At 63.1% G+C, this 17,829-nt stretch carries 14 protein-coding genes and 2 rRNA genes (1 of these 16 cut by a window edge); 8 read left to right on the forward strand and 8 right to left on the reverse strand.

Going from position 1 to position 17,829, the window contains the following annotated elements; translation table 11 throughout:
• Positions 1 to 1,947, forward strand: a 23S ribosomal RNA gene (locus ACQY5B_RS05870) (it extends 1,507 nt beyond the left edge of the window).
• Positions 1,948 to 2,135: 188 nt separating this feature from the next.
• Positions 2,136 to 2,250: ribosomal RNA gene (rrf, locus tag ACQY5B_RS05875) — 5S ribosomal RNA — on the forward strand.
• 83 nt (positions 2,251 to 2,333) lie between these two features.
• Here the strand turns inward: rrf and ACQY5B_RS05880 are convergent.
• The 7 genes from ACQY5B_RS05880 to ACQY5B_RS05910 all read right to left on the reverse strand — a co-directional run bounded on the left by ACQY5B_RS05880 (position 2,334) and on the right by ACQY5B_RS05910 (position 9,773).
• Entirely contained in the window at positions 2,334 to 3,524 is a 1,191-nt protein-coding gene (locus tag ACQY5B_RS05880) for a LysR family transcriptional regulator (RefSeq protein ID WP_420325981.1), read from the reverse strand.
• Position 3,525: 1 nt separating this feature from the next.
• Positions 3,526 to 4,830 carry a TRAP transporter large permease gene (locus ACQY5B_RS05885; RefSeq protein WP_420325980.1) on the reverse strand — a complete coding sequence of 435 codons (1,305 nt, stop codon included), beginning with the start codon at positions 4,828 to 4,830 and terminating at the stop codon, positions 3,526 to 3,528.
• The gene (locus tag ACQY5B_RS05890; protein ID WP_420325978.1) at positions 4,827 to 5,339 is read right to left on the reverse strand and encodes a TRAP transporter small permease; all 513 of its coding nucleotides are present in this window, start codon (positions 5,337 to 5,339) and stop codon (positions 4,827 to 4,829) included. Before ACQY5B_RS05890 ends, ACQY5B_RS05885 begins: the two co-directional genes overlap by 4 nt.
• Positions 5,340 to 6,317, reverse strand: coding sequence for a TRAP transporter substrate-binding protein (locus tag ACQY5B_RS05895; RefSeq protein WP_306043442.1), 978 nt, complete (start codon positions 6,315 to 6,317; stop codon positions 5,340 to 5,342).
• Between the two features lie 120 nt (positions 6,318 to 6,437).
• Positions 6,438 to 7,844 (reverse strand): vanillate/3-O-methylgallate O-demethylase, encoded by a 1,407-nt coding sequence (ligM, locus tag ACQY5B_RS05900; RefSeq protein ID WP_420325977.1) that lies wholly within the window; start codon positions 7,842 to 7,844, stop codon positions 6,438 to 6,440.
• Between the two features lie 31 nt (positions 7,845 to 7,875).
• The gene (locus ACQY5B_RS05905; protein ID WP_420325976.1) at positions 7,876 to 8,601 is read right to left on the reverse strand and encodes a GntR family transcriptional regulator; all 726 of its coding nucleotides are present in this window, start codon (positions 8,599 to 8,601) and stop codon (positions 7,876 to 7,878) included.
• Positions 8,602 to 8,855: 254 nt separating this feature from the next.
• Complete coding sequence (locus tag ACQY5B_RS05910) at positions 8,856 to 9,773, reverse strand: aminotransferase class IV (RefSeq protein WP_420325975.1); 918 nt, start codon at positions 9,771 to 9,773, stop codon at positions 8,856 to 8,858.
• A gap of 94 nt (positions 9,774 to 9,867) precedes the next feature.
• On the opposite strand from ACQY5B_RS05910, the gene ACQY5B_RS05915 reads away from it, so the two are divergent.
• The 3 genes from ACQY5B_RS05915 to tdh all read left to right on the forward strand — a co-directional run bounded on the left by ACQY5B_RS05915 (position 9,868) and on the right by tdh (position 12,747).
• Entirely contained in the window at positions 9,868 to 10,428 is a 561-nt protein-coding gene (locus tag ACQY5B_RS05915) for a helix-turn-helix domain-containing protein (RefSeq protein ID WP_420325974.1), read from the forward strand.
• Positions 10,429 to 10,522: 94 nt separating this feature from the next.
• On the forward strand, positions 10,523 to 11,710 hold the full coding sequence (locus tag ACQY5B_RS05920; RefSeq protein ID WP_420325973.1) for a glycine C-acetyltransferase: 1,188 nt from the start codon (positions 10,523 to 10,525) through the stop codon (positions 11,708 to 11,710).
• Positions 11,707 to 12,747, forward strand: coding sequence for an L-threonine 3-dehydrogenase (gene tdh / locus ACQY5B_RS05925; RefSeq protein WP_305971952.1), 1,041 nt, complete (start codon positions 11,707 to 11,709; stop codon positions 12,745 to 12,747). Before ACQY5B_RS05920 ends, tdh begins: the two co-directional genes overlap by 4 nt.
• 82 nt (positions 12,748 to 12,829) lie before the next feature.
• Here tdh and ACQY5B_RS05930 read toward each other — a convergent pair whose 3' ends face one another.
• A complete protein-coding gene (locus ACQY5B_RS05930) occupies positions 12,830 to 14,233 on the reverse strand; it encodes a helix-turn-helix domain-containing protein (protein WP_420325972.1) in 1,404 nt (467 codons plus the stop codon).
• A 141-nt stretch (positions 14,234 to 14,374) separates the two neighbouring features.
• On the opposite strand from ACQY5B_RS05930, the gene ACQY5B_RS05935 reads away from it, so the two are divergent.
• From ACQY5B_RS05935 to ACQY5B_RS05945, 3 genes are all read left to right on the forward strand, one after another.
• Positions 14,375 to 15,577 carry a pyridoxal-phosphate-dependent aminotransferase family protein gene (locus tag ACQY5B_RS05935; protein ID WP_420325970.1) on the forward strand — a complete coding sequence of 401 codons (1,203 nt, stop codon included), beginning with the start codon at positions 14,375 to 14,377 and terminating at the stop codon, positions 15,575 to 15,577.
• An 87-nt stretch (positions 15,578 to 15,664) separates the two neighbouring features.
• Entirely contained in the window at positions 15,665 to 16,624 is a 960-nt protein-coding gene (locus ACQY5B_RS05940; protein WP_305971955.1) for an HpcH/HpaI aldolase/citrate lyase family protein, read from the forward strand.
• A gap of 23 nt (positions 16,625 to 16,647) precedes the next feature.
• The gene (locus ACQY5B_RS05945; RefSeq protein ID WP_420325969.1) at positions 16,648 to 17,823 is read left to right on the forward strand and encodes a malate--CoA ligase subunit beta; all 1,176 of its coding nucleotides are present in this window, start codon (positions 16,648 to 16,650) and stop codon (positions 17,821 to 17,823) included.
• Positions 17,824 to 17,829 lie beyond the last annotated feature (6 nt).

Here is a 17,829-nt window from a genome sequence, read left to right on the forward strand (position 1 = left end):
CAGGCTTACTGATCCTAACCAAACTCCGAATACCCGGGAGTACTAGATGGCAGACACACTGCGGATGCTAACGTCCGTAGTGGAGAGGGAAACAACCCTGACCTACAGCTAAGGCCCCCAATTCATGGCTAAGTGGGAAAGCAGGTGGGACGACCAAAACAACCAGGAGGTTGGCTTAGAAGCAGCCATCCTTTAAAGATAGCGTAACAGCTCACTGGTCTAAACAAGTTGTCCTGCGGCGAAGATGTAACGGGGCTCAAGCCATGAGCCGAAGCTTAGGATGCCGTAAGGCATGGTAGCGGAGCGTAGTGTGATATAGGACTTATCCTTTACTGCCGCCGGTCGTACGGAGCGTGGAAACGCGCTCAAGTAGCCGATAGGCGGTAGCGCAGGAGAAAGTCTTTTCTGTGAAGCCGGCCTGTGAGGGATCCGGTGGAGAGATCACTAGCGAGAATGATGACATGAGTAGCGACAAAGAGTGTGAGAGACACTCTCGCCGAAAGTCCAAGGGTTCCTGCTTAAAGCTAATCTGAGCAGGGTAAGCCGACCCCTAAGGCGAGGCCGAAAGGCGTAGTCGATGGGAACCAGGTTAATATTCCTGGGCCAGGAGGATGTGACGGATTGTGGCGGCGTGCGTGCCTTATCGGATTGGCACGTATCCAAGACAGTCCCAGGAAATAGCCCTCCATGAGATCGTACCCTAAACCGACACAGGTGGACTGGTAGAGAATACCAAGGCGCTTGAGAGAACGATGTTGAAGGAACTCGGCAAAATACCTCCGTAAGTTCGCGAGAAGGAGGCCCGGTACACGACTACCGGGGGCACAAACCAGGGGGTGGCGACTGTTTATTAAAAACACAGGGCTCTGCGAAGTCGCAAGACGACGTATAGGGTCTGACGCCTGCCCGGTGCCTGAAGGTTAAAAGGAGGGGTGCAAGCTCCGAATTGAAGCCCAGGTAAACGGCGGCCGTAACTATAACGGTCCTAAGGTAGCGAAATTCCTTGTCGGGTAAGTTCCGACCTGCACGAATGGCGTAACGACTTCCCCGCTGTCTCCAACATCGACTCAGCGAAATTGAATTGCCTGTCAAGATGCAGGCTTCCCGCGGTTAGACGGAAAGACCCCGTGCACCTTCACTACAGCTTCGCACTGGCATCAGGCACAACATGTGCAGGATAGGTGGTAGGCTTTGAAGCAGGGACGCCAGTCCCTGTGGAGCCTCCCTTGAGATACCACCCTTGTTCTGCTTGATGTCTAACCGCGGCCCGTTATCCGGGTCCGGGACCCTGCGTGGTGGGTAGTTTGACTGGGGCGGTCGCCTCCTAAAGCGTAACGGAGGCGCGCGAAGGTTGGCTCAGAGCGGTCGGAAATCGCTCGTTGAGTGCAATGGCAGAAGCCAGCCTGACTGCAAGACTGACAAGTCGAGCAGAGTCGAAAGACGGCCATAGTGATCCGGTGGTCCCAAGTGGGAGGGCCATCGCTCAACGGATAAAAGGTACGCCGGGGATAACAGGCTGATACTGCCCAAGAGTCCATATCGACGGCAGTGTTTGGCACCTCGATGTCGGCTCATCTCATCCTGGGGCTGGAGCAGGTCCCAAGGGTATGGCTGTTCGCCATTTAAAGAGGTACGTGAGCTGGGTTTAGAACGTCGTGAGACAGTTCGGTCCCTATCTGCCGTGGGTGTAGGATACTTGAGAGGAGTTGCCCCTAGTACGAGAGGACCGGGGTGAACGATCCACTGGTGGACCTGTTGTTGCGCCAGCAGCAGTGCAGGGTAGCTATGATCGGACAGGATAACCGCTGAAGGCATCTAAGCGGGAAGCCCCCCTCAAAACAAGGTATCCCTGAGGACCGTGGAAGACCACCACGTCGATAGGCCGGAGATGTAAGCACAGCAATGTGTTCAGTTGACCGGTACTAATGGTCCGATAGGCTTGATTTGATCCAGTAACAGCAAGGTTCCAAAACCATGTTACGGACATCAAGGCATACACCATAGGTGTACTGACGCGGACAACGATGTTGATTGACGTTGCGCCAGGATTGGAAAGGCGTGGCAACGCGGTATCGCTTCGCGAAACGCTGCCTGCCACCAAACCCAATCCCCGCAGCGATGTGGTTTTTCCTCGGTTTGGTGGTCATAGCGTGAGCAAAACACCCGGATCCATTCCGAACCCGGCCGTTAAGTGCCACCGCGCCAATGGTACTGCGTCTCAAGACGTGGGAGAGTAGGTCGCCGCCAAACCTAGTAAAAACCAAACCTCTCTATGCGATGTAAGAAACAGGAACCCCGTTCGGCTTTGCCGGCGGGGTTTTTTCTATGTTGGATCACAGGTTCCGCGCGGCCTCGGTCAGCAGATCCAGCATGCGGCGTTGCGCCGTTGTGGGCATCCAGTCACGGCGCAGCGTGACACCGATCTTGCGTGCAGGAACATCCGGTTGAACCGGAAGTGGCGTCATCAGGCGGTGCCGGACCTCGGCTGCGGCCTGCCAGCCTGAAATGCAGCCGAGCATGTCGCTTTGCCGCAAGGTCTCGCGCATCAGCAGGACCGAACCACTTTCGATGACGTTTTCGGGAGGCCGCAGACCGTGTTTGGCAAAGAACTCCTGGAACTGAAGTCGTGCGGGCGCTCCCTCGCGGGGGACGATCCAAGGCCATCGAGCAAGGTTTTCGATGGTCAAAGACGTCTCCCCGGCCAGGGGATGCTCCGGTCCGGATACGAAACACAACCGGTCTTCAAAGAGCGGCCGTTGCTCGACCTCCGCCGCGGGAGCAGGGTTGCGTAGCGCTCCGATGATGGCATCGACCTCGCCGGCAATGAGCCCGGCCAAAAGATCCTCGTAGCGACTGTCATGCACGATGACTGGCGTTTCGGGGCGTTCCTGCCGGAAGGCCACCAGGGCGGCGGGCAACAGGTCGGATCGCGACAGGGGCAGGGCGCCCAGAACCACGCGCCCGCCCTCTCGCCCGTCGAATTCTGCAAGATCCGCCTCGGCCTGGTCCAGTTCGGCAAAGGCGAGTCGTGCGGCCCTGCAAAGCGACAGGCAGGCCCGGTGCGGGACCAATCCGCTACGTGCGCGGTCGAACAATGAACGGTCAGCAGCCCGTTCCAAATCCGTCACGGCGCGATGGACCGTCGGTTGCGCCAAGCCCAGTTGCCGTGCGGCCAGTGAGACATTGCCGGTCTGCGCTGTGGTGATCAGGGCGGTGAGCTGTGAATGTGTCGCCACGCGCGACAGGCCGGGCGCCAGGGATTCGAGAGCAGGGTCCAGCCGGTCGAGCGCGCGCCGAACCCGTGCCAGCAGCACCAGACCACGATCCGTCGGAAATGCCCCGGCGCTGTTGCGGTCGAACAGGGCGCTGCCCACAGCAGTTTCGAGCTTGTGCAGGGCATGGGTGACGGCGGTCTGTGACAGGCCGCTGACCTGCGCGGCACCGGTCAGCGAACGGTGATCTGCTATCGCAGGCAAAAGGCGCAGGTGCCGCAGGTTGCGTGGTATCGTGCGTCCTGTTGTCATGTCAGTTGAACATCGTGTCGGGCAGGATCAAAGAGATCTGCGGGAAGGCGATCAGGACCGCCAGCGTTCCGATCATCGCCAGCCAGAAGGGCAGGACACCACGAAAGATGGTCCCCAGTTCCACTCTGGGCGCCACGGACTTGACGATGAAGACGTTGATGCCCACCGGTGGCGAGATCAAACCCATTTCCAGCGTCAGGACAACCAGAACGCCAAACCAGATCGGATCGATCCCCAGGTCGACGATGACCGGAAAGAAGATCGGCAGGGTCAACACCAGCATCGCAAAACCTTCGAGAAAGCAGCCCAGGACGAGGTAGACGAAAAGGATCACCACGAGGGTGCCGATTGTCCCTGTCTCCAGTCCCGCAAGGAACTCTCCGACGACCGTGGGGATATGGCTGAGGGCCAGGAAAGGGTTAATCATATGCGCCGCGATCAGGATCAGCATGACAGTCGCCGTGGTCACGATGCTGTCCTTGGCGGCCTCCCAGAAGGCGCGGATCGAGAGGGTTCTGGTGACACCCCCGTAGAGGATCACCAGCCCGGCCCCCACGCCGGCCGCCTCTGTCGGAGAGAAGAACCCGGCGTAGATGCCGCCGATTGTCAGCAGGATCACCACGAGGATGGGCAGTGCGCCCAGCAGCTTGCGGCTTTTCTCGTCCACCGTGGTCTGCGGTCCGGCGGGGCCAAGGGCGGGGCGGAGCCAGCACATGATGGTGATGGTCAGGATGAAGGCGCTCAGCAGCAGCAGCCCGGGCAGGACGCCTGCCAGGAACAGACGACCGATGCTCTGTTCGGTCAGGATCGCATAGATGACAAAGCCGGTGGAGGGCGGAATCAGGATGCCCAGAGTGCCGCCGGCGGCGACCACACCCGTCGAAAGGCGCGGATCATAGTCGAAACGGTCCATCTCTCGCAGGCTGACCTTGCCCATCGTCAGGGCCGAGGCGACGGACGATCCCGACAAGGCCGCGAATCCGCCGCAGCCGATCACCGTTGCCGAGGCCAGCCCGCCGCGGACCTGGCCGATCACCGCATAGGCGGCATCGTAGAGCTGCCGGCTCATCCCGGTGACCGTTGCCACGTTGCCCATCAGGATGAACAGGGGGATGATGACCAGTTCCGGGTTCGAGGCCAGCGTAAAGGTCTCGGAGGCCAGGAGCCCCATCGCCGCGTTCCAGCCGTTCAGGTGCCAGATCCCCAAAAAGCCCACCAGGAACATGGCAAAAGCCACGGGAATACGCAGGATCAGCAGGATCAGCAGGACCACGATTCCCAAAAGGCCGATGGCTCCGATGGTCATGGGGTCTTGCTCCATTCCCCGCGCACGTCGCGTCGGGACAGGGACAGTTCCACCGCCCGTAGGCACATGCCCAGAGAGGTCAGGGCAGCAAACCCGCACAGCCCCCACTGAAACCAGGCCTTGGGCAGCCGCAGGAGGTTGGTCGACAGGTTCAGCATCTGGCTCAGCTTGGCGCTTTCCCAGACCGCCCAGGCGATGAAGGCAAAGATTGCGGCGCCCAAGAGCGCAGAGAAGATGTCGATGATCCGGTTCATCAACGGCGGATAGGTCTTCTGGAACAGGTCGACGGCGATATGTCCGCCGTTCCGGTCACAGAGCGCCATGCCGCCAAAGACCAGCATGACCATGATCATGGTGATCAGGTCCTGGCTGCCGAACATCGGATGACCGAAGGCCCGCCCGATCACGTCCACCAGGATCACGACGACCTCCGCGATCAGGGCCAGGGCGCCGATCCCCGCGGACAGGCGGATCAGCCCGTCCGCGGTTTTTCTGAGCGCGTTCAGCACTCACTCGCCCCGCATCTTGGCAAGCGCGGCCTCTCCGCTGACCTCGCTGACGTAACCGTTCACCACGTCGGCGACGGCATCGGCAAAGGCCTGGGCCTCTTCCGGGCTGAGATCGATCACCACGTTGGTATTGTCGGCACGGGCCGTCTCCAGCGCGGCATCCGCCGTCGCGTTCCATGCCATCTCGGCGGACTTGGAAACCTCCATTCCGGCGACGGCATCGACGGCGGCCTTGGCCTCCGCCGACAGCTTGTCATAGGACGACTGGCCCATCACCGTGTAGAACGCGAGGCGGCCAAGGTTGGCGCCCACGGTATAGCTGTTGGCGACTTCGTCCAGCTTGAAGTCCGACAGCGTCGATGCCCCGGTGATCACGCCGTCGATCAGGCCGGTCTGCAGGGCGTTGTAGACCTGGTTGATCGGCATCTGTACCGGTGTCGCGCCAAGGGCCTCGGCCACTTCGGCGGCAGTGGCGCCGGCGACGCGCACCTTCAACCCTTCGAGGTCCGCAGGTGTGCGGATCTGCACGTCCTTCATGATGAAAATATTCGGCTCCGAGGTCCAGAGCGCGATCGGCTTTGTAGCCGGGAACTCTCCCTTGATCTCGTCGAAGGCGGCCCAGAGCGCCTCATAGCCCGGCTGGTCCAGCGGGATGGCGTTGGGCAGTTCGACGATCATGGTCTTGCCGAACTGCGACGAGGTATAGCCCGGAAGGCCCCAGACCATGTCCGCGACACCCTGCACGGCGCGGACATATTGTTCGACCGGGCCGGCGCCCAACTCGCCGCCGTGATAGCCGCGCACGCTGACCGCGCCATCGGTGGCCGCCGACAAGTCGGCATTCAGCCTTTCGATCACGCTGGCGTTGATGGTGTGGAACGGTGGGGTGAAATTGGCGAATTTCAGCTCCTGGGCCTGCACGCTCATGGCAGAGGCGACGGCAAGTGCGGCGCCCGCGAACAGATGGGTCATTTTCATTTGATTATCCTCCCGGTTGGCATGGCCGGCCCTCCCCGGCACGGTCCACCCCCGGGCAGAGTAGCGCATGACCTTGCCCGGGACACATATTCATTCCGCCCGAAGACGCATGAATTCTTGCTATTCCGCCGCCTTCGTCCGCCAGCTGTCGGCATAGTTCTCGCGGGCTTCCTTGGCATAGGGCGTGGGCGAGACGCGCACCCGGATCTCGGCCTGCTTGTGCTTTTCGGTCGATGTCTTGGCGGTATCGTCCGGCTCGCCCCAGCGCAGGGTCAGCACGTCGCCCACCTGCACGTCCTTGTGCACCACCCCCAGCGACAGCATGCAGCGTTCGTTCCAGCTATAGCCGTTGAACATCGACATGCCGACCATCTGGTCGCCCTGCATCACCATGTCGGCGCCGGACGAGGCATAGTTGGGCTGCGGAAAGTCGATCCATTTGTAGGGTGTGCCCTCCTCGAATCCGCTGGCGATGACTTTCAGCACATCCTCGCGGTTCCATTCAAAGGTCACCTTCTTGCGGTGGGCGCCTTCGGCCTTGATCTTTTCCAGTGCCGCCTTGCCGACGAAATCGTCCTTTTTCCAGCCGATGTAGAAATCATAGCCCAGTTCGAACGGGTTGACGTAATAGTCCTCGATGTTGTCGCTGACAAAGCTGCCGCCGATGGCGCCCGCCGCCTCGTACATGTCGGCGCCCAGCCAGTCGCGGTAATCCGCCAGCATGCCGTCGCCCGTGTAGATGCCGGGCAGGGGAGAGGGGATCCAACCGGATTCCAACGTGTTGGTCGAATAGGCGCGGCTGCCGCATTGCACGATGTCCACGCCCGCCTCTTTCGCGGACTCCAGGATCACCGAGTGGATATAGTCCTTGTCCTTGTAGGGGCCCCAGACCTCCAGCCCAGGCGCACCGGACATGCCGTGGCGCAGTGCCTGCACCTTCTTTGAGCCGATGTTGATCCAGTCGACGTGAAAGAACTTGATGTCGGGGATCGGTCCGCCATTCATCTTCTCGAAGATCTTGTAGGCCTCGGGCCCCTGGATCTGATAGCGGTAGTGCTCGCGCAGCACGCGCTCGCCCTCGGGGCGCGATGGCGACCGCGGGTCGTGGCGCAGACGCACGTTCCACTTGCCCCAGGCCGCGGCAAACATCAGCCAGTTCGAGGTCGGCGCCCGGCCGACGAGGATATACTTGTCTTCGCGCTCTCGGAAAATGATGTGGTCGCCAATGACATGGCCGTTGGGGGTGACCGGGACAAAGTGCTTGGCCCGGTTCAGGTCGAAATTGGCGAAGGAGTTGATGCCGTGATGCGACAGGAACTCCGTCGCCTGCGGCCCTTCGACGATGACCTCGTCCATGTGGTGGCTCTGGTCGAACAGCACCGCGCTTTCGCGCCAGGCGGCCTGTTCGTTGCGCCAGTTCTGGAATTCCGGCGTCACCACGGGGTAGACATACATCCCGGCCTGGCTGTTGCGCAGCATCTCGACCGGAGTGTTCCACTTCTTCATCGCGTCGTTCAGACTGGGCATGCTTGGTTCCTCTCTCCCTGTGTCAGTCGGATCATTCCGCGATCAGCGACAGGCCGGGCACCTTTTCGGCAAGGGCCGGCTCTTCTCTTGTCACGTAGTCAAGGTTGGTGCGGGCCAGACGCGCGTGTTCGCGGGCCAGCGCCTCGGCGCGGCTGCCCTGGCGGTCCATGATCGCCTCATAGATGGCGCGGTGCTGTCGTTGTGCGTGGGTGAGGCTTTCGCGGAAATCGGGGATCAGTTCCTGCCCCTGCATGAAGGCGGAGGGTGAGGCAGCCGGCAATCGTCCGGCGCGCGCGACCTCGCGCGCCACGATTGCGCTGCCCGCGAGGTTGGCCAGCAGGTCGTGGAATTCGCCGTTCAAGGTGACATAGGCCTTGAAATCAAGTGGGGCTGCGACGGCTTCGTCCAGTTGCGCCAGGACTTCGTTCATGCGTTCGGCCAGTTCGGAAACCGCGCCGCGTTCCGCGGCAAGACGGGCGGCTGTGCCTTCAAGGACGCCGCGCAGCTCGATCGCGTCGTGGATATCGGCACAGGTGAATTTCGCCACGCGGCAGCCACCGGTTTCGATCCGTTCCAGAAGGCCTTCGTCCACCAGCCGATCCATCGCCTGCCGCAAGGGCGTTCGGGACAGGCCCAGGCGGTCCGAAAGCGCGGTTTCGGCCAGGCGCTCGCCCCTGGCATAGACGCCGTTCAGCACGAGCGAGCGCAACTCGATCAGGGCGCGTGCGAACTGCGCGCTGCGTTCCTGGCGATTCATGGGTCTCCTCCCCCCAATCCTTCCGAGAGGGTATTCTGTATACAGATTCTGTCAATGGGGTGTCATTATGTGTGACTAGAGTGCGCCCTTCCTAAATTATGTATACAGGATGTCTGAGGCCAAGGTGAGTACGTCCAGCCGACGCCAGACGTCGGGGCGTCTCACCTCTGAATTCGCGACAGGATTCAACGCGCCGCGGCCATGTTCCGCGATCTGTCATGTCCGCCCGATCAGATATGCACGTTGCCCGGTGTTTAGTCGCCGCGCCGGATCATTTCCTTGTAGAGTGCGCGGATGCGGTGGAACACCGGCCCCGCCTTGCCGCCGCCGATCACGCGCCCGTCGATCTCGAAGACCGGTGTCTGCGCGCCGAAGGTGCCCGTCAGAAAAGCCTCGTCGGCGCCGTAGGTATCGACCAGAGAATAGTTGCGTTCATGGACCGGGATGCCGTTCTGGCGGCAAATGTCGATCACCTTTTGCCGGGTGATCCCGTTCATGCAGTAGTCCCCGGTCGAGGTCCAGACCTCGCCCTTGCGCACGATGAAGAAGTTGCAGGCGTTGGTCGTGTTCACGAAACCGAAAGGGTCCAGCATCAGCGCCTCGTCGGCGCCGGCCCGGACAGCATGGTTCAGCGCGATGATGCAGTTCAGCTTGGAATGCGAGTTCAGCTTGGCGTCCTGCGTCAACGGCAGCCCGCGATGGTGCGGTACGGTGAACAGGGAAATGCCCCGGTCGATCACGCTGTCATCGGGTTTCGAATGTTCCGCGATGATGACAATGGTGGGGCCGTAGACGCTGAGATGCGGGTGCTGGAACGGCTTGCGCTTGCGCCCGCGCGTCACCATCAGGCGGATGTGAACATCCGTCGTCATCCCGTTTGCCGACAGCGTGTCCCAAATGGCCTGCGTCAGTTCCTCGCGCGTCTTGCCGATCTCCAGTTCCAGGTAGAGCGCGGCTTCGAAGAGCCGATCCAGGTGGTCGTCCAGGAAGGGGATCCTGCCATCATACAGCCGCAGGCCTTCCCAGATCCCGTCCCCCAGCAGGAACCCGCTGTCATAGACGGACACCCGCGCCTCGTCCCGGTGGACGATCTCGCCGTCGACATAGATCAGAATGTCATCGTTGCGCGCGTCCGGCGCGGCGTCATGGGTCGAAACATGGTTGTCGGTCATCGTGTTCCCCTCTGGTCCGGCGCGATGCTGACATGGAGTGATACCAGAGGAAAGCGGGCTTGCCCCGCGGGCAGCGTGCCGGTATTTCTCCGGTATGACGGAAAACGCTGACGCCATCTTGGCCAAACTTCCCTCCCGCCTGCGCGAGGCGCGTCGGGCGCAGGGGCTGTCTCTGGATGCCGTGGCCAAGCTGTCGGGCGTGTCCCGCAGCATGGTCAGCCAGATCGAACGGGGCGAATCCTCGCCCACCATCGCCACGCTCTGGAACCTGACCCGCGCGCTGCAGGTCGATTTCGCCGGTTTGCTGGAAGAGGCGCCGGCGCGCCAGATCGAGGTGCTGCGCGCGGGGGACGTGCCCACGATCGAGAACCGGGGTGCGGGCTGCACCATCCGCATCCTGTCGCCACCCGAAGAGGCCGGCCGGCACGAGGTCTACGAGTTGCGCTTTGCCGCTGGCGGGGTGCTGGACAGCCTGCCGCACACGCGCGGCGCGCGCGAGCATCTCAGTGTGATCGAAGGCGAAGTCGAGGTGACAAGCGGTGCGGGCAGCGATCGGCTCGGCCCCGGGGATACCGCGCGCTATGCCGCCGACGTGGCGCACCGTATCGCAGCCCCTGTCCCGGCGCGGGCCTTCCTGGTGGTGCAGGATGCGTGACCTGCCAGTATAGCGGATAATTTTCCGCAATCCCGAAAATCCCCTATTTCGGAATCTCGTCCGTCATGTTAGCCTTTCCGCAATGGAGGCCGACATGACACACCGATTCCTGACCCATCTGACCGAGACCCTGAGCCAGATCGAGGCCGACGGCATGATGAAGCGCGAGCGCCTCATCAGTTCGCCGCAGGGCGGTGAGATCATGGTCGATGGCGAGACGAAGATCTGTCTTTGTGCCAACAACTACCTTGGCCTGGCCGATCATCCCGACCTGATCGCCGCGGCCAAGGCGGCGATGGAGCCGAAGGGCTATGGCATGGCCTCCGTCCGGTTCATCTGTGGCACTCAGGACCTGCACCGAGAGTTGGAGACCCGGCTGGCGAAATTCCTGGGCAAGGATGACTCGATCCTCTTCGCGGCCTGTTTCGATGCCAATGGCGGGCTTTTCGAGCCGCTGTTGGGGCCGGAGGATGCCGTTATCTCGGACGCGCTCAACCATGCCTCGATCATCGACGGCATCCGCCTGTGCAAAGCGCGGCGCTATCGCTACGCCAATTCCGACATGGCGGCTCTGGAGGCGCAGTTGAAGCAGGCGCGCGCGGATGGCGCGCGGTTCATCATGATCGCCACCGATGGTGTTTTTTCGATGGATGGCTACCTTGCCAAGCTGCCGGAAATCACGGCGCTGGCAGAACAATACGATGCGCTGGTCATGGTGGACGACTGCCACGCGACCGGCTTCATGGGGCCGCAAGGGCAGGGGACGCCGGCGCATTGCGGGGTCGATGTCGATATCCTGACCGGCACGCTGGGCAAGGCGCTTGGGGGCGCCATCGGCGGCTACATCGCCGGGCCGCAGCCAGTGATCGACCTGTTGCGTCAACGCGCGCGGCCCTACCTGTTTTCCAACGCGCTGCCGCCGGCGGTCGTGGCCGCGGGGATCGAGGCCATCCGACTGGTCGAGGAAGGCGACGATCTGCGGGCGCGACTTTTCGACAATGCCGCCTACTGGCGCGCGGGCCTGACCGATCTGGGGTTCGACCTGCTGCCGGGTGAGCATCCGATCATCCCGGTCATGCTGGGCGAGGCGAAACTGGCGCAGGAAATGGCATCGCGGCTGTTCGAGCGGGGTGTCTATGTCTCGGGTTTCTTCTTTCCGGTGGTGCCCAAGGGACAGGCGCGCATCCGCACGCAGATGAGCGCCGACTTGACGCGCGAGCATCTGGACAAGGCGCTGGCAGCCTTTGCCGAGGTGGGCCGAGAGTTGGGAGTGATCCGATGAAAAGCAACCAGATGAAAGCGCTTGTGAAAGCAAGACCCGAGGAAGGCCTGTGGATGGAGCGCGTGCCGGTTCCCGAGATCGGACCGGATGACGTGCTCATCAAGATCAAAGCGACGGGCATTTGCGGGACGGATATCCATATCTGGAACTGGGACGACTGGGCGCAAAAGACCGTGCCGGTTCCCTTGGTGACGGGGCATGAATTCGCCGGCGAGATCGTCGAGATCGGCCGCAACGTGGATGACCTGACCATCGGCCAGCGCTGCAGCGGCGAGGGGCATCTGATCGGCAAGCACTCGCGCCAGTCACGGGCCGGCAAGTTCCATCTCGATCCCGAAACACGGGGTATCGGCGTGAACGAGCAGGGGGCCTTTGCCCAATACCTGCGCCTGCCGGCCTTCAACGTGGTGCCGTTGCCGGACAGTATCCCGGACGAGATCGGGGCCATCCTCGATCCGCTGGGCAATGCGGTGCACACGGCGCTGAGTTTCGATCTCGTCGGAGAGGACGTGTTGATCACCGGCGCGGGGCCCATCGGCATCATGGCCGCGGCCGTCGCGCGCCATGTCGGCGCCCGGCACGTCGTGATCACGGATGTGAACCCTGACCGGCTGGCGCTGGCGGCGCAGGTGGCGGACGTGGTGCCGGTGAATGTGGCGGAGGAAGACCTGAAGGATGTCGAGGCGCGGCTGAAGATGAAGGAGGGCTTCGACGTGGGTCTTGAGATGTCCGGAAACCAGCAGGCGCTGGACCAGATGGTCGAGACGCTGGTGATGGGTGGGCGCGTCGCGCTGTTGGGCATTCCGCCAGGCAAGTCGCCGGTCGACTGGTCGCGCATCGTCTTCAAGGCGATCACGATCAAGGGGGTCTACGGGCGGGAGATTTTCGAGACCTGGTACAAGATGATCGCCATGCTGGAAAACGGCCTGGATGTCAGCCGGGTCATCACGCACCGGTTCCCTGTCGACAGTTTCGAAGAGGGCTTTGCGGCGATGAAATCGGGCAAGTCCGGCAAGGTGGTGCTGGACTGGGCGTGACGGGATTCCCTGTACGTTTTGTACAAAACGTACAGGGAATCCGGCATTTTGTACAAGGCGGCAAGGTCTTGTTAACGCGGGCTCAGACGGCGTAGCGCGTCGCGCCGCGGCGGTTCTCGTCCACCGGTTCGGAAAGGACCACCGCCTGGTGCGCGCGCTGATCGCAGTTGGCGCGGGGGCAGACCCGGCAGTTGATGCCGATCTCGGCCGCATGGGGGTGCCGGACGTTCAGGTCCTCGGCGTAGCCGATGCTGCCGACGTGTTCCATCGCGCAGCCCATCGCCACCGCCAGCCGCACGTCCTGCCTGTGGCGGGCAAAGCTGGGCCGGTCCACCGTGCGGGCAAAGACGAAGAACTGTGATCGGTCGGGCATCTCGGCCACCTGCGGCAGAATCAGGCCCGGTGTCCGGAAACAGGTGTGCACTTCCAGCCGGGGGCAGGCGCCGCCGTATTCGGCCAGGTGAAAATCGGTCGAGTTGAATCGCTTGGTGACGTTTCCGGCCTTGTCGATCCGCAGGAAGAAGAACGGCACGCCGCGCGCTCCGCTGCGTTGCAGCGTGGTGGCGCGGTGGCAGGCCTGTTCGAAACTGACGCCGAACCGCGTGGCCAGGTGGTCGAAGTCGTACTTGCTCTCCAGCGCCTCGGCGAGAAAGCGGTCATAGGGCATCAGAACGGCGGCGGCAAAATAGTTGGCCAGCTCGACCCGGCAGCGGGCGCGCCCCTTGGCATCGGTCAGGCCGCTGCGGCCCAGGATGTCGTCCAGCAGGTCCTTCTGTTCCACCAGCGCCGCGACATGGACCAGCTGGAACACCCGGTTGGGATGGTCCAGCGCCTCGGACAGGCGGACCTCGCGGCGCTCGTCGTCATATTCCCTGAGCGAGGTCGGCATCTCGGCCACCGGCACCAGCCGCACCCGCAGGTCCAGCCGGTGCCGAAGGCGCAGTTTCAGCGCGGGGTAGATGTCGTCGGGCGCGACGTTCTCGCCGAACCAGAACCCTTCGGCGGCCTGTTCCAGGGCCTCGAAGTGGTTGCGGTTGCTGCGGAAAAAGTTGTGCACCACGGCCTCGGAGGTCTGCGGCAGGACGCGCTGCCCGGTCTCGCCGGAACTGGCCACGCTCATCAACTGGTCATTCGTCGCCATGAAGGCGCGGTGCAGTTTCAGAAAGCAGGCGGCGAGGTCGGGGCTGTGCGCCAGCGCGGCGCGCAGTTGCGGCAGATCGGGGCGGGCGCCTTCGAACAACGGGTCCTGAAGGACGCCGCGGATGTCGGCCAGTTGCGCCGTGTCGTCGTCCTCGGCGATGTCGCGCCAATCGACGCCATAGGCCTCGAACAGCTTGAGCAGGACCGGCACCGACACGCTGCGCTCGTTCTTTTCCAACAGGTTCACGTAAGAGGTCGAGATGCCCAGGCGCTTGGCCATCTGCACCTGGGTCTGGCCGTGTTCGATGCGCAGGCGGCGCAGGCGGGGTCCGATGAAGGTCTTCATGGTATTTTACAGTATACTAAATTTTACACTTTGACAATTTTTCGTGTTTGTAAAATCTCGCATTTACAGCAGGACCCGGCTTTGTTTCCGGTTGCTGAATGTCTGGCGCATGGTGGCGCTCAACCGCAAGGGAGGAGCACCATGCGCACCGGACAGACCCATCTTTTCATCCCCGGCCCGACCAATGTGCCGGAGGTCGTGCGTCAGGCGATGAATGTCCCGCAGCAGGACATGCGCGCCAGTGATTTCGGCGAGTTGACCCTTGGCCTGTTTTCCGACCTCAAGCGCGTGTTCAAGACCGCGACCGGCGAGGTGATGCTGTTCCCGGGCTCCGGCACCTCGGCCTGGGAGGCGGCGATCACCAACACGCTGAACCCGGGCGACAAGGTGCTGATGGCGCGCTATGGCCAGTTCTCGACGCTCTGGGTCAAGATGGCAGAGATGCTGGGGCTGGAACCCGTCGTCGTCGATCTGCCCTGGGGCGCCAGCGCGCCGGTGGGCGAGTTCGAGCGCATCCTTGGCCGCGACGTGCATGACGAGATCAAGGCGGTCTTCGTCACCCACAACGAGACCGCGACCGGCGTGGTGTCGGACGTGGCCGCGGTGCGCCGGGCACTGGACAGCACCTTTCACGACGCGCTGCTCTTTGTCGACGGCGTGTCCTCGATCGGGTCGATGGAGTTCCGCATGGACGACTGGGGCGTCGACCTGGCCGTGACCGGCAGCCAGAAGGGCATGATGATGCCGGCGGGGCTGGGCATCCTGGGGGTCAGCCAGAAGGCGCTGGAGGCGTCGAAGACGGCCACCATGCGCCGCGCCTACTATGATTTCGCCGACATGCGGGCCTTCAACGCCGATGGCTACTTTCCCTACACGCCGCCGACGCCGCTGCTGCACGGGTTGCGCGCGTCGCTGGACCGGATCTTTGCCGAGGGGCTGGAGGCGGTCTTTGCCCGCCATGCCCGCCTGGCCGAGGGCATCCGCCGGGGCGTGCAGGCCTGGGGGCTGGAGTTGGTGGCCGAACACCGCAGCTATTATTCGGACACCGTCAGTGCGATCCGCGTGCCCGAAGGCGTGGATGCGCGCGAGGTGCTGCGTATCGCCTATGACGATCTGAATGCCTCGTTCGGATCCGGTCTTGGCCGGTTGAACGGCAAGGCCTTTCGCATCGGTCATCTTGGCGATTTCAACGAGGGCATGGCGCTGACCGCGCTGAGCCTCGCCGAACTGGCCCTGATGCGGGCGGGCGCCGCCGTGGTCCCCGGCGCGGGCGTCGGCGCGGCGCAGGCCTGGTTCGCGGGCGATGCCGAAACCCGGCAGCCCTTCGCGGTGGCCGCCGAGTAACCCCATCCCGACACCCGGGACCATTTGAACGCGCCGCCCCAAGGGGGCGTGGCCGGTCCCCTCATGCTTTGAAGAAAGGTAAACCTCATGTCCCACACGCTGCACCCGTTGCGCAAACAGCGCCTGCACCGCTCTGAACTGGCGGTGCCCGCCTCGAACCCCGCGATGGTCGAAAAGGCCGCCGACAGCGCCGCCGACTACGTCTTTCTGGACCTCGAGGACGCGGTGGCGCCGCCGGAAAAGGACCAGGCGCGCAAGAACGCGGTCGAGCTGCTGAACGACATCGACTGGGCCGGAAAGGGCAAGACGGTGTCGGTGCGGATCAACGGGCTGGACACGCATTACATGTACCGCGACGTGGTCGACATCATGGAAAAGGCCGGTGACCGGGTCGAGACGCTGCTGGTGCCCAAGGTGGGCGTGCCGGCGGATCTCTACATGGTCGAGGCGATGATCAACCAGATCGAACAGGCCTGCGGCCTGACCCATCGCGTGGGGCTGGAGGCGCTGATCGAAACCGCGCTGGGCATGGCCAACGTCGAGGCCATCGCGCAGTTCGGTGGACGGCTGGAGGCGCTGCATTTCGGCGTGGCCGATTACGCGGCCTCGATGCGGGCGCGCACCGTGAACATCGGCGGTCTGAACCCGGATTATCCGGGCGATCAGTGGCATGCCTCGATCACCCGGATGGTCATTGCCTGCCGTGCCTACGGGCTGCGCGCCATCGACGGGCCCTTTGGCGATTTCGCGGACGGGCCGGGCTTTGTCGCTGCGGCGCGCCGTGCCGCGGCCCTGGGCTGCGAGGGCAAATGGGCCATCCACCCCAGCCAGATCGCCATGGCCAACGACGTCTTCAGCCCGCCCGAGGCCGAGGTCTCCAAGGCCGAACGGATCATCGAGGAACTCAAGGCCGCCGAGGCTGCGGGCAAGGGGGCGGCCAGTCTCGACGGCAAGATGATCGACGCGGCCAGCGAGAAGATGGCCCGCAACGTAATCGACATGGCGCAGGCGATTGCCAGCAAGGAAACCGGCATCGCCGCCGAATAATCCGCCGAGAGGGAGGACGGAAAATGGACATTCATGAACATCAGGCCAAGGAAATCCTGAAGAGCTTTGGCGTCCCGGTGCCGCGCGGCGGGTTGGCCTACTCGCCGGAACAGGCGGCCTATCGCGCCCGCGAACTGGGCGGGAATGCCTGGGTCGTCAAGGCGCAGATCCATTCCGGCGGGCGCGGCGAAGTGGGCGGCGTCAAGGTCTGCAGGTCCGAACAGGAGGTGGCCGAGTTCGCCCGTGGCCTCTTGGGCCGGCAGCTTGTCACCAAGCAGACCGACGCCAACGGCAAGGGCGTCTTCCGGCTCTGGGTCGAGGAGGCGTCGGACATCGCGCAGGAACTCTACCTGGGCTTCGTGCTGGACCGAAAGACAGAGCGCATCATGATCGTCGCCTCCGGCCACGGCGGGATGGAGATCGAGGATCTGGCCGAGGAGGATCCCGACAGCCTGGTGCGGTCGGTGGTCGATCCGGCGGTGGGGCTGGCCCTCTACCAGGCGCGCGAACTGGGGTTTCGGCTGGGTCTTGAAGGCAAGCAGGTCGACCAGTTCTCGACCTTTCTGCGGGCCTGTTACCGCGCTTACCGCGATCTGGACGCCATGATGGTCGAGATCAACCCGCTGGTCATCACAGGGGCGGGCGACCTGGTGGCGCTGGATGCGAAAATGTCCTTCGACTCCAACGCCCTGTATAAACATCCCGGCATCGCCTCGCTGCGCGATCCGTCGCAGGAGGACCCGCGCGAGTCCCATGCCTTTGACAATGGCCTTGCCTATGTCGGGCTCGATGGTGACATCGGCTGCATCATCAACGGGGCCGGGCTGGCGATGGCCTCGATGGACATGATCCAGCTGGCCGGCGGCGAACCCGCGAACTTCCTCGACATCGGCGGCGGCGCCTCGCCCGAGCGGGTCTGCCAGGCTTTCCGCACGGTTCTGTCGGATCAGAACGTCGCCGTGATCCTGGTCAACATCTTCGCCGGCATCAACCGCTGCGACTGGATCGCGAAAGGGGTCATCCAGGCCTACAAGGAGGTGGGGATCGAGATCCCGGTGGTTGTGCGGCTGAGCGGCACGAACGTCGAGGAAGGCCAGAAGATCATTCGCGAAAGCGGGCTTCCGATCATCTCTGCCGACACGCTGGAAGAGGCGGCCGAACGGGCCGTCGCCGCCCGCCCGCAATCCGCGGCAGCCTGAGGAGTA

The organism is Antarctobacter sp. (genome assembly GCF_965277915.1).
Taxonomy (GTDB): domain Bacteria; phylum Pseudomonadota; class Alphaproteobacteria; order Rhodobacterales; family Rhodobacteraceae; genus Antarctobacter.

Excerpts from the sequence above, each read along its gene's own strand:
- ACQY5B_RS05880 (WP_420325981.1), bottom strand. The coding sequence starts at position 3,524 with ATGACAACAGGACGCACGATACCACGCAACCTGCGGCACCTGCGCCTT.
- ACQY5B_RS05885 (WP_420325980.1), bottom strand. The coding sequence starts at position 4,830 with ATGACCATCGGAGCCATCGGCCTTTTGGGAATCGTGGTCCTGCTGATC.
- ACQY5B_RS05895 (WP_306043442.1), bottom strand. The coding sequence starts at position 6,317 with ATGAAAATGACCCATCTGTTCGCGGGCGCCGCACTTGCCGTCGCCTCT.
- ligM (WP_420325977.1), bottom strand. The coding sequence starts at position 7,844 with ATGCCCAGTCTGAACGACGCGATGAAGAAGTGGAACACTCCGGTCGAG.
- ACQY5B_RS05905 (WP_420325976.1), bottom strand. The coding sequence starts at position 8,601 with ATGAATCGCCAGGAACGCAGCGCGCAGTTCGCACGCGCCCTGATCGAG.
- ACQY5B_RS05910 (WP_420325975.1), bottom strand. The coding sequence starts at position 9,773 with ATGACCGACAACCATGTTTCGACCCATGACGCCGCGCCGGACGCGCGC.
- ACQY5B_RS05915 (WP_420325974.1), top strand. The coding sequence starts at position 9,868 with ATGACGGAAAACGCTGACGCCATCTTGGCCAAACTTCCCTCCCGCCTG.
- ACQY5B_RS05920 (WP_420325973.1), top strand. The coding sequence starts at position 10,523 with ATGACACACCGATTCCTGACCCATCTGACCGAGACCCTGAGCCAGATC.
- tdh (WP_305971952.1), top strand. The coding sequence starts at position 11,707 with ATGAAAAGCAACCAGATGAAAGCGCTTGTGAAAGCAAGACCCGAGGAA.
- ACQY5B_RS05930 (WP_420325972.1), bottom strand. The coding sequence starts at position 14,233 with ATGAAGACCTTCATCGGACCCCGCCTGCGCCGCCTGCGCATCGAACAC.
- ACQY5B_RS05935 (WP_420325970.1), top strand. The coding sequence starts at position 14,375 with ATGCGCACCGGACAGACCCATCTTTTCATCCCCGGCCCGACCAATGTG.
- ACQY5B_RS05940 (WP_305971955.1), top strand. The coding sequence starts at position 15,665 with ATGTCCCACACGCTGCACCCGTTGCGCAAACAGCGCCTGCACCGCTCT.
- ACQY5B_RS05945 (WP_420325969.1), top strand. The coding sequence starts at position 16,648 with ATGGACATTCATGAACATCAGGCCAAGGAAATCCTGAAGAGCTTTGGC.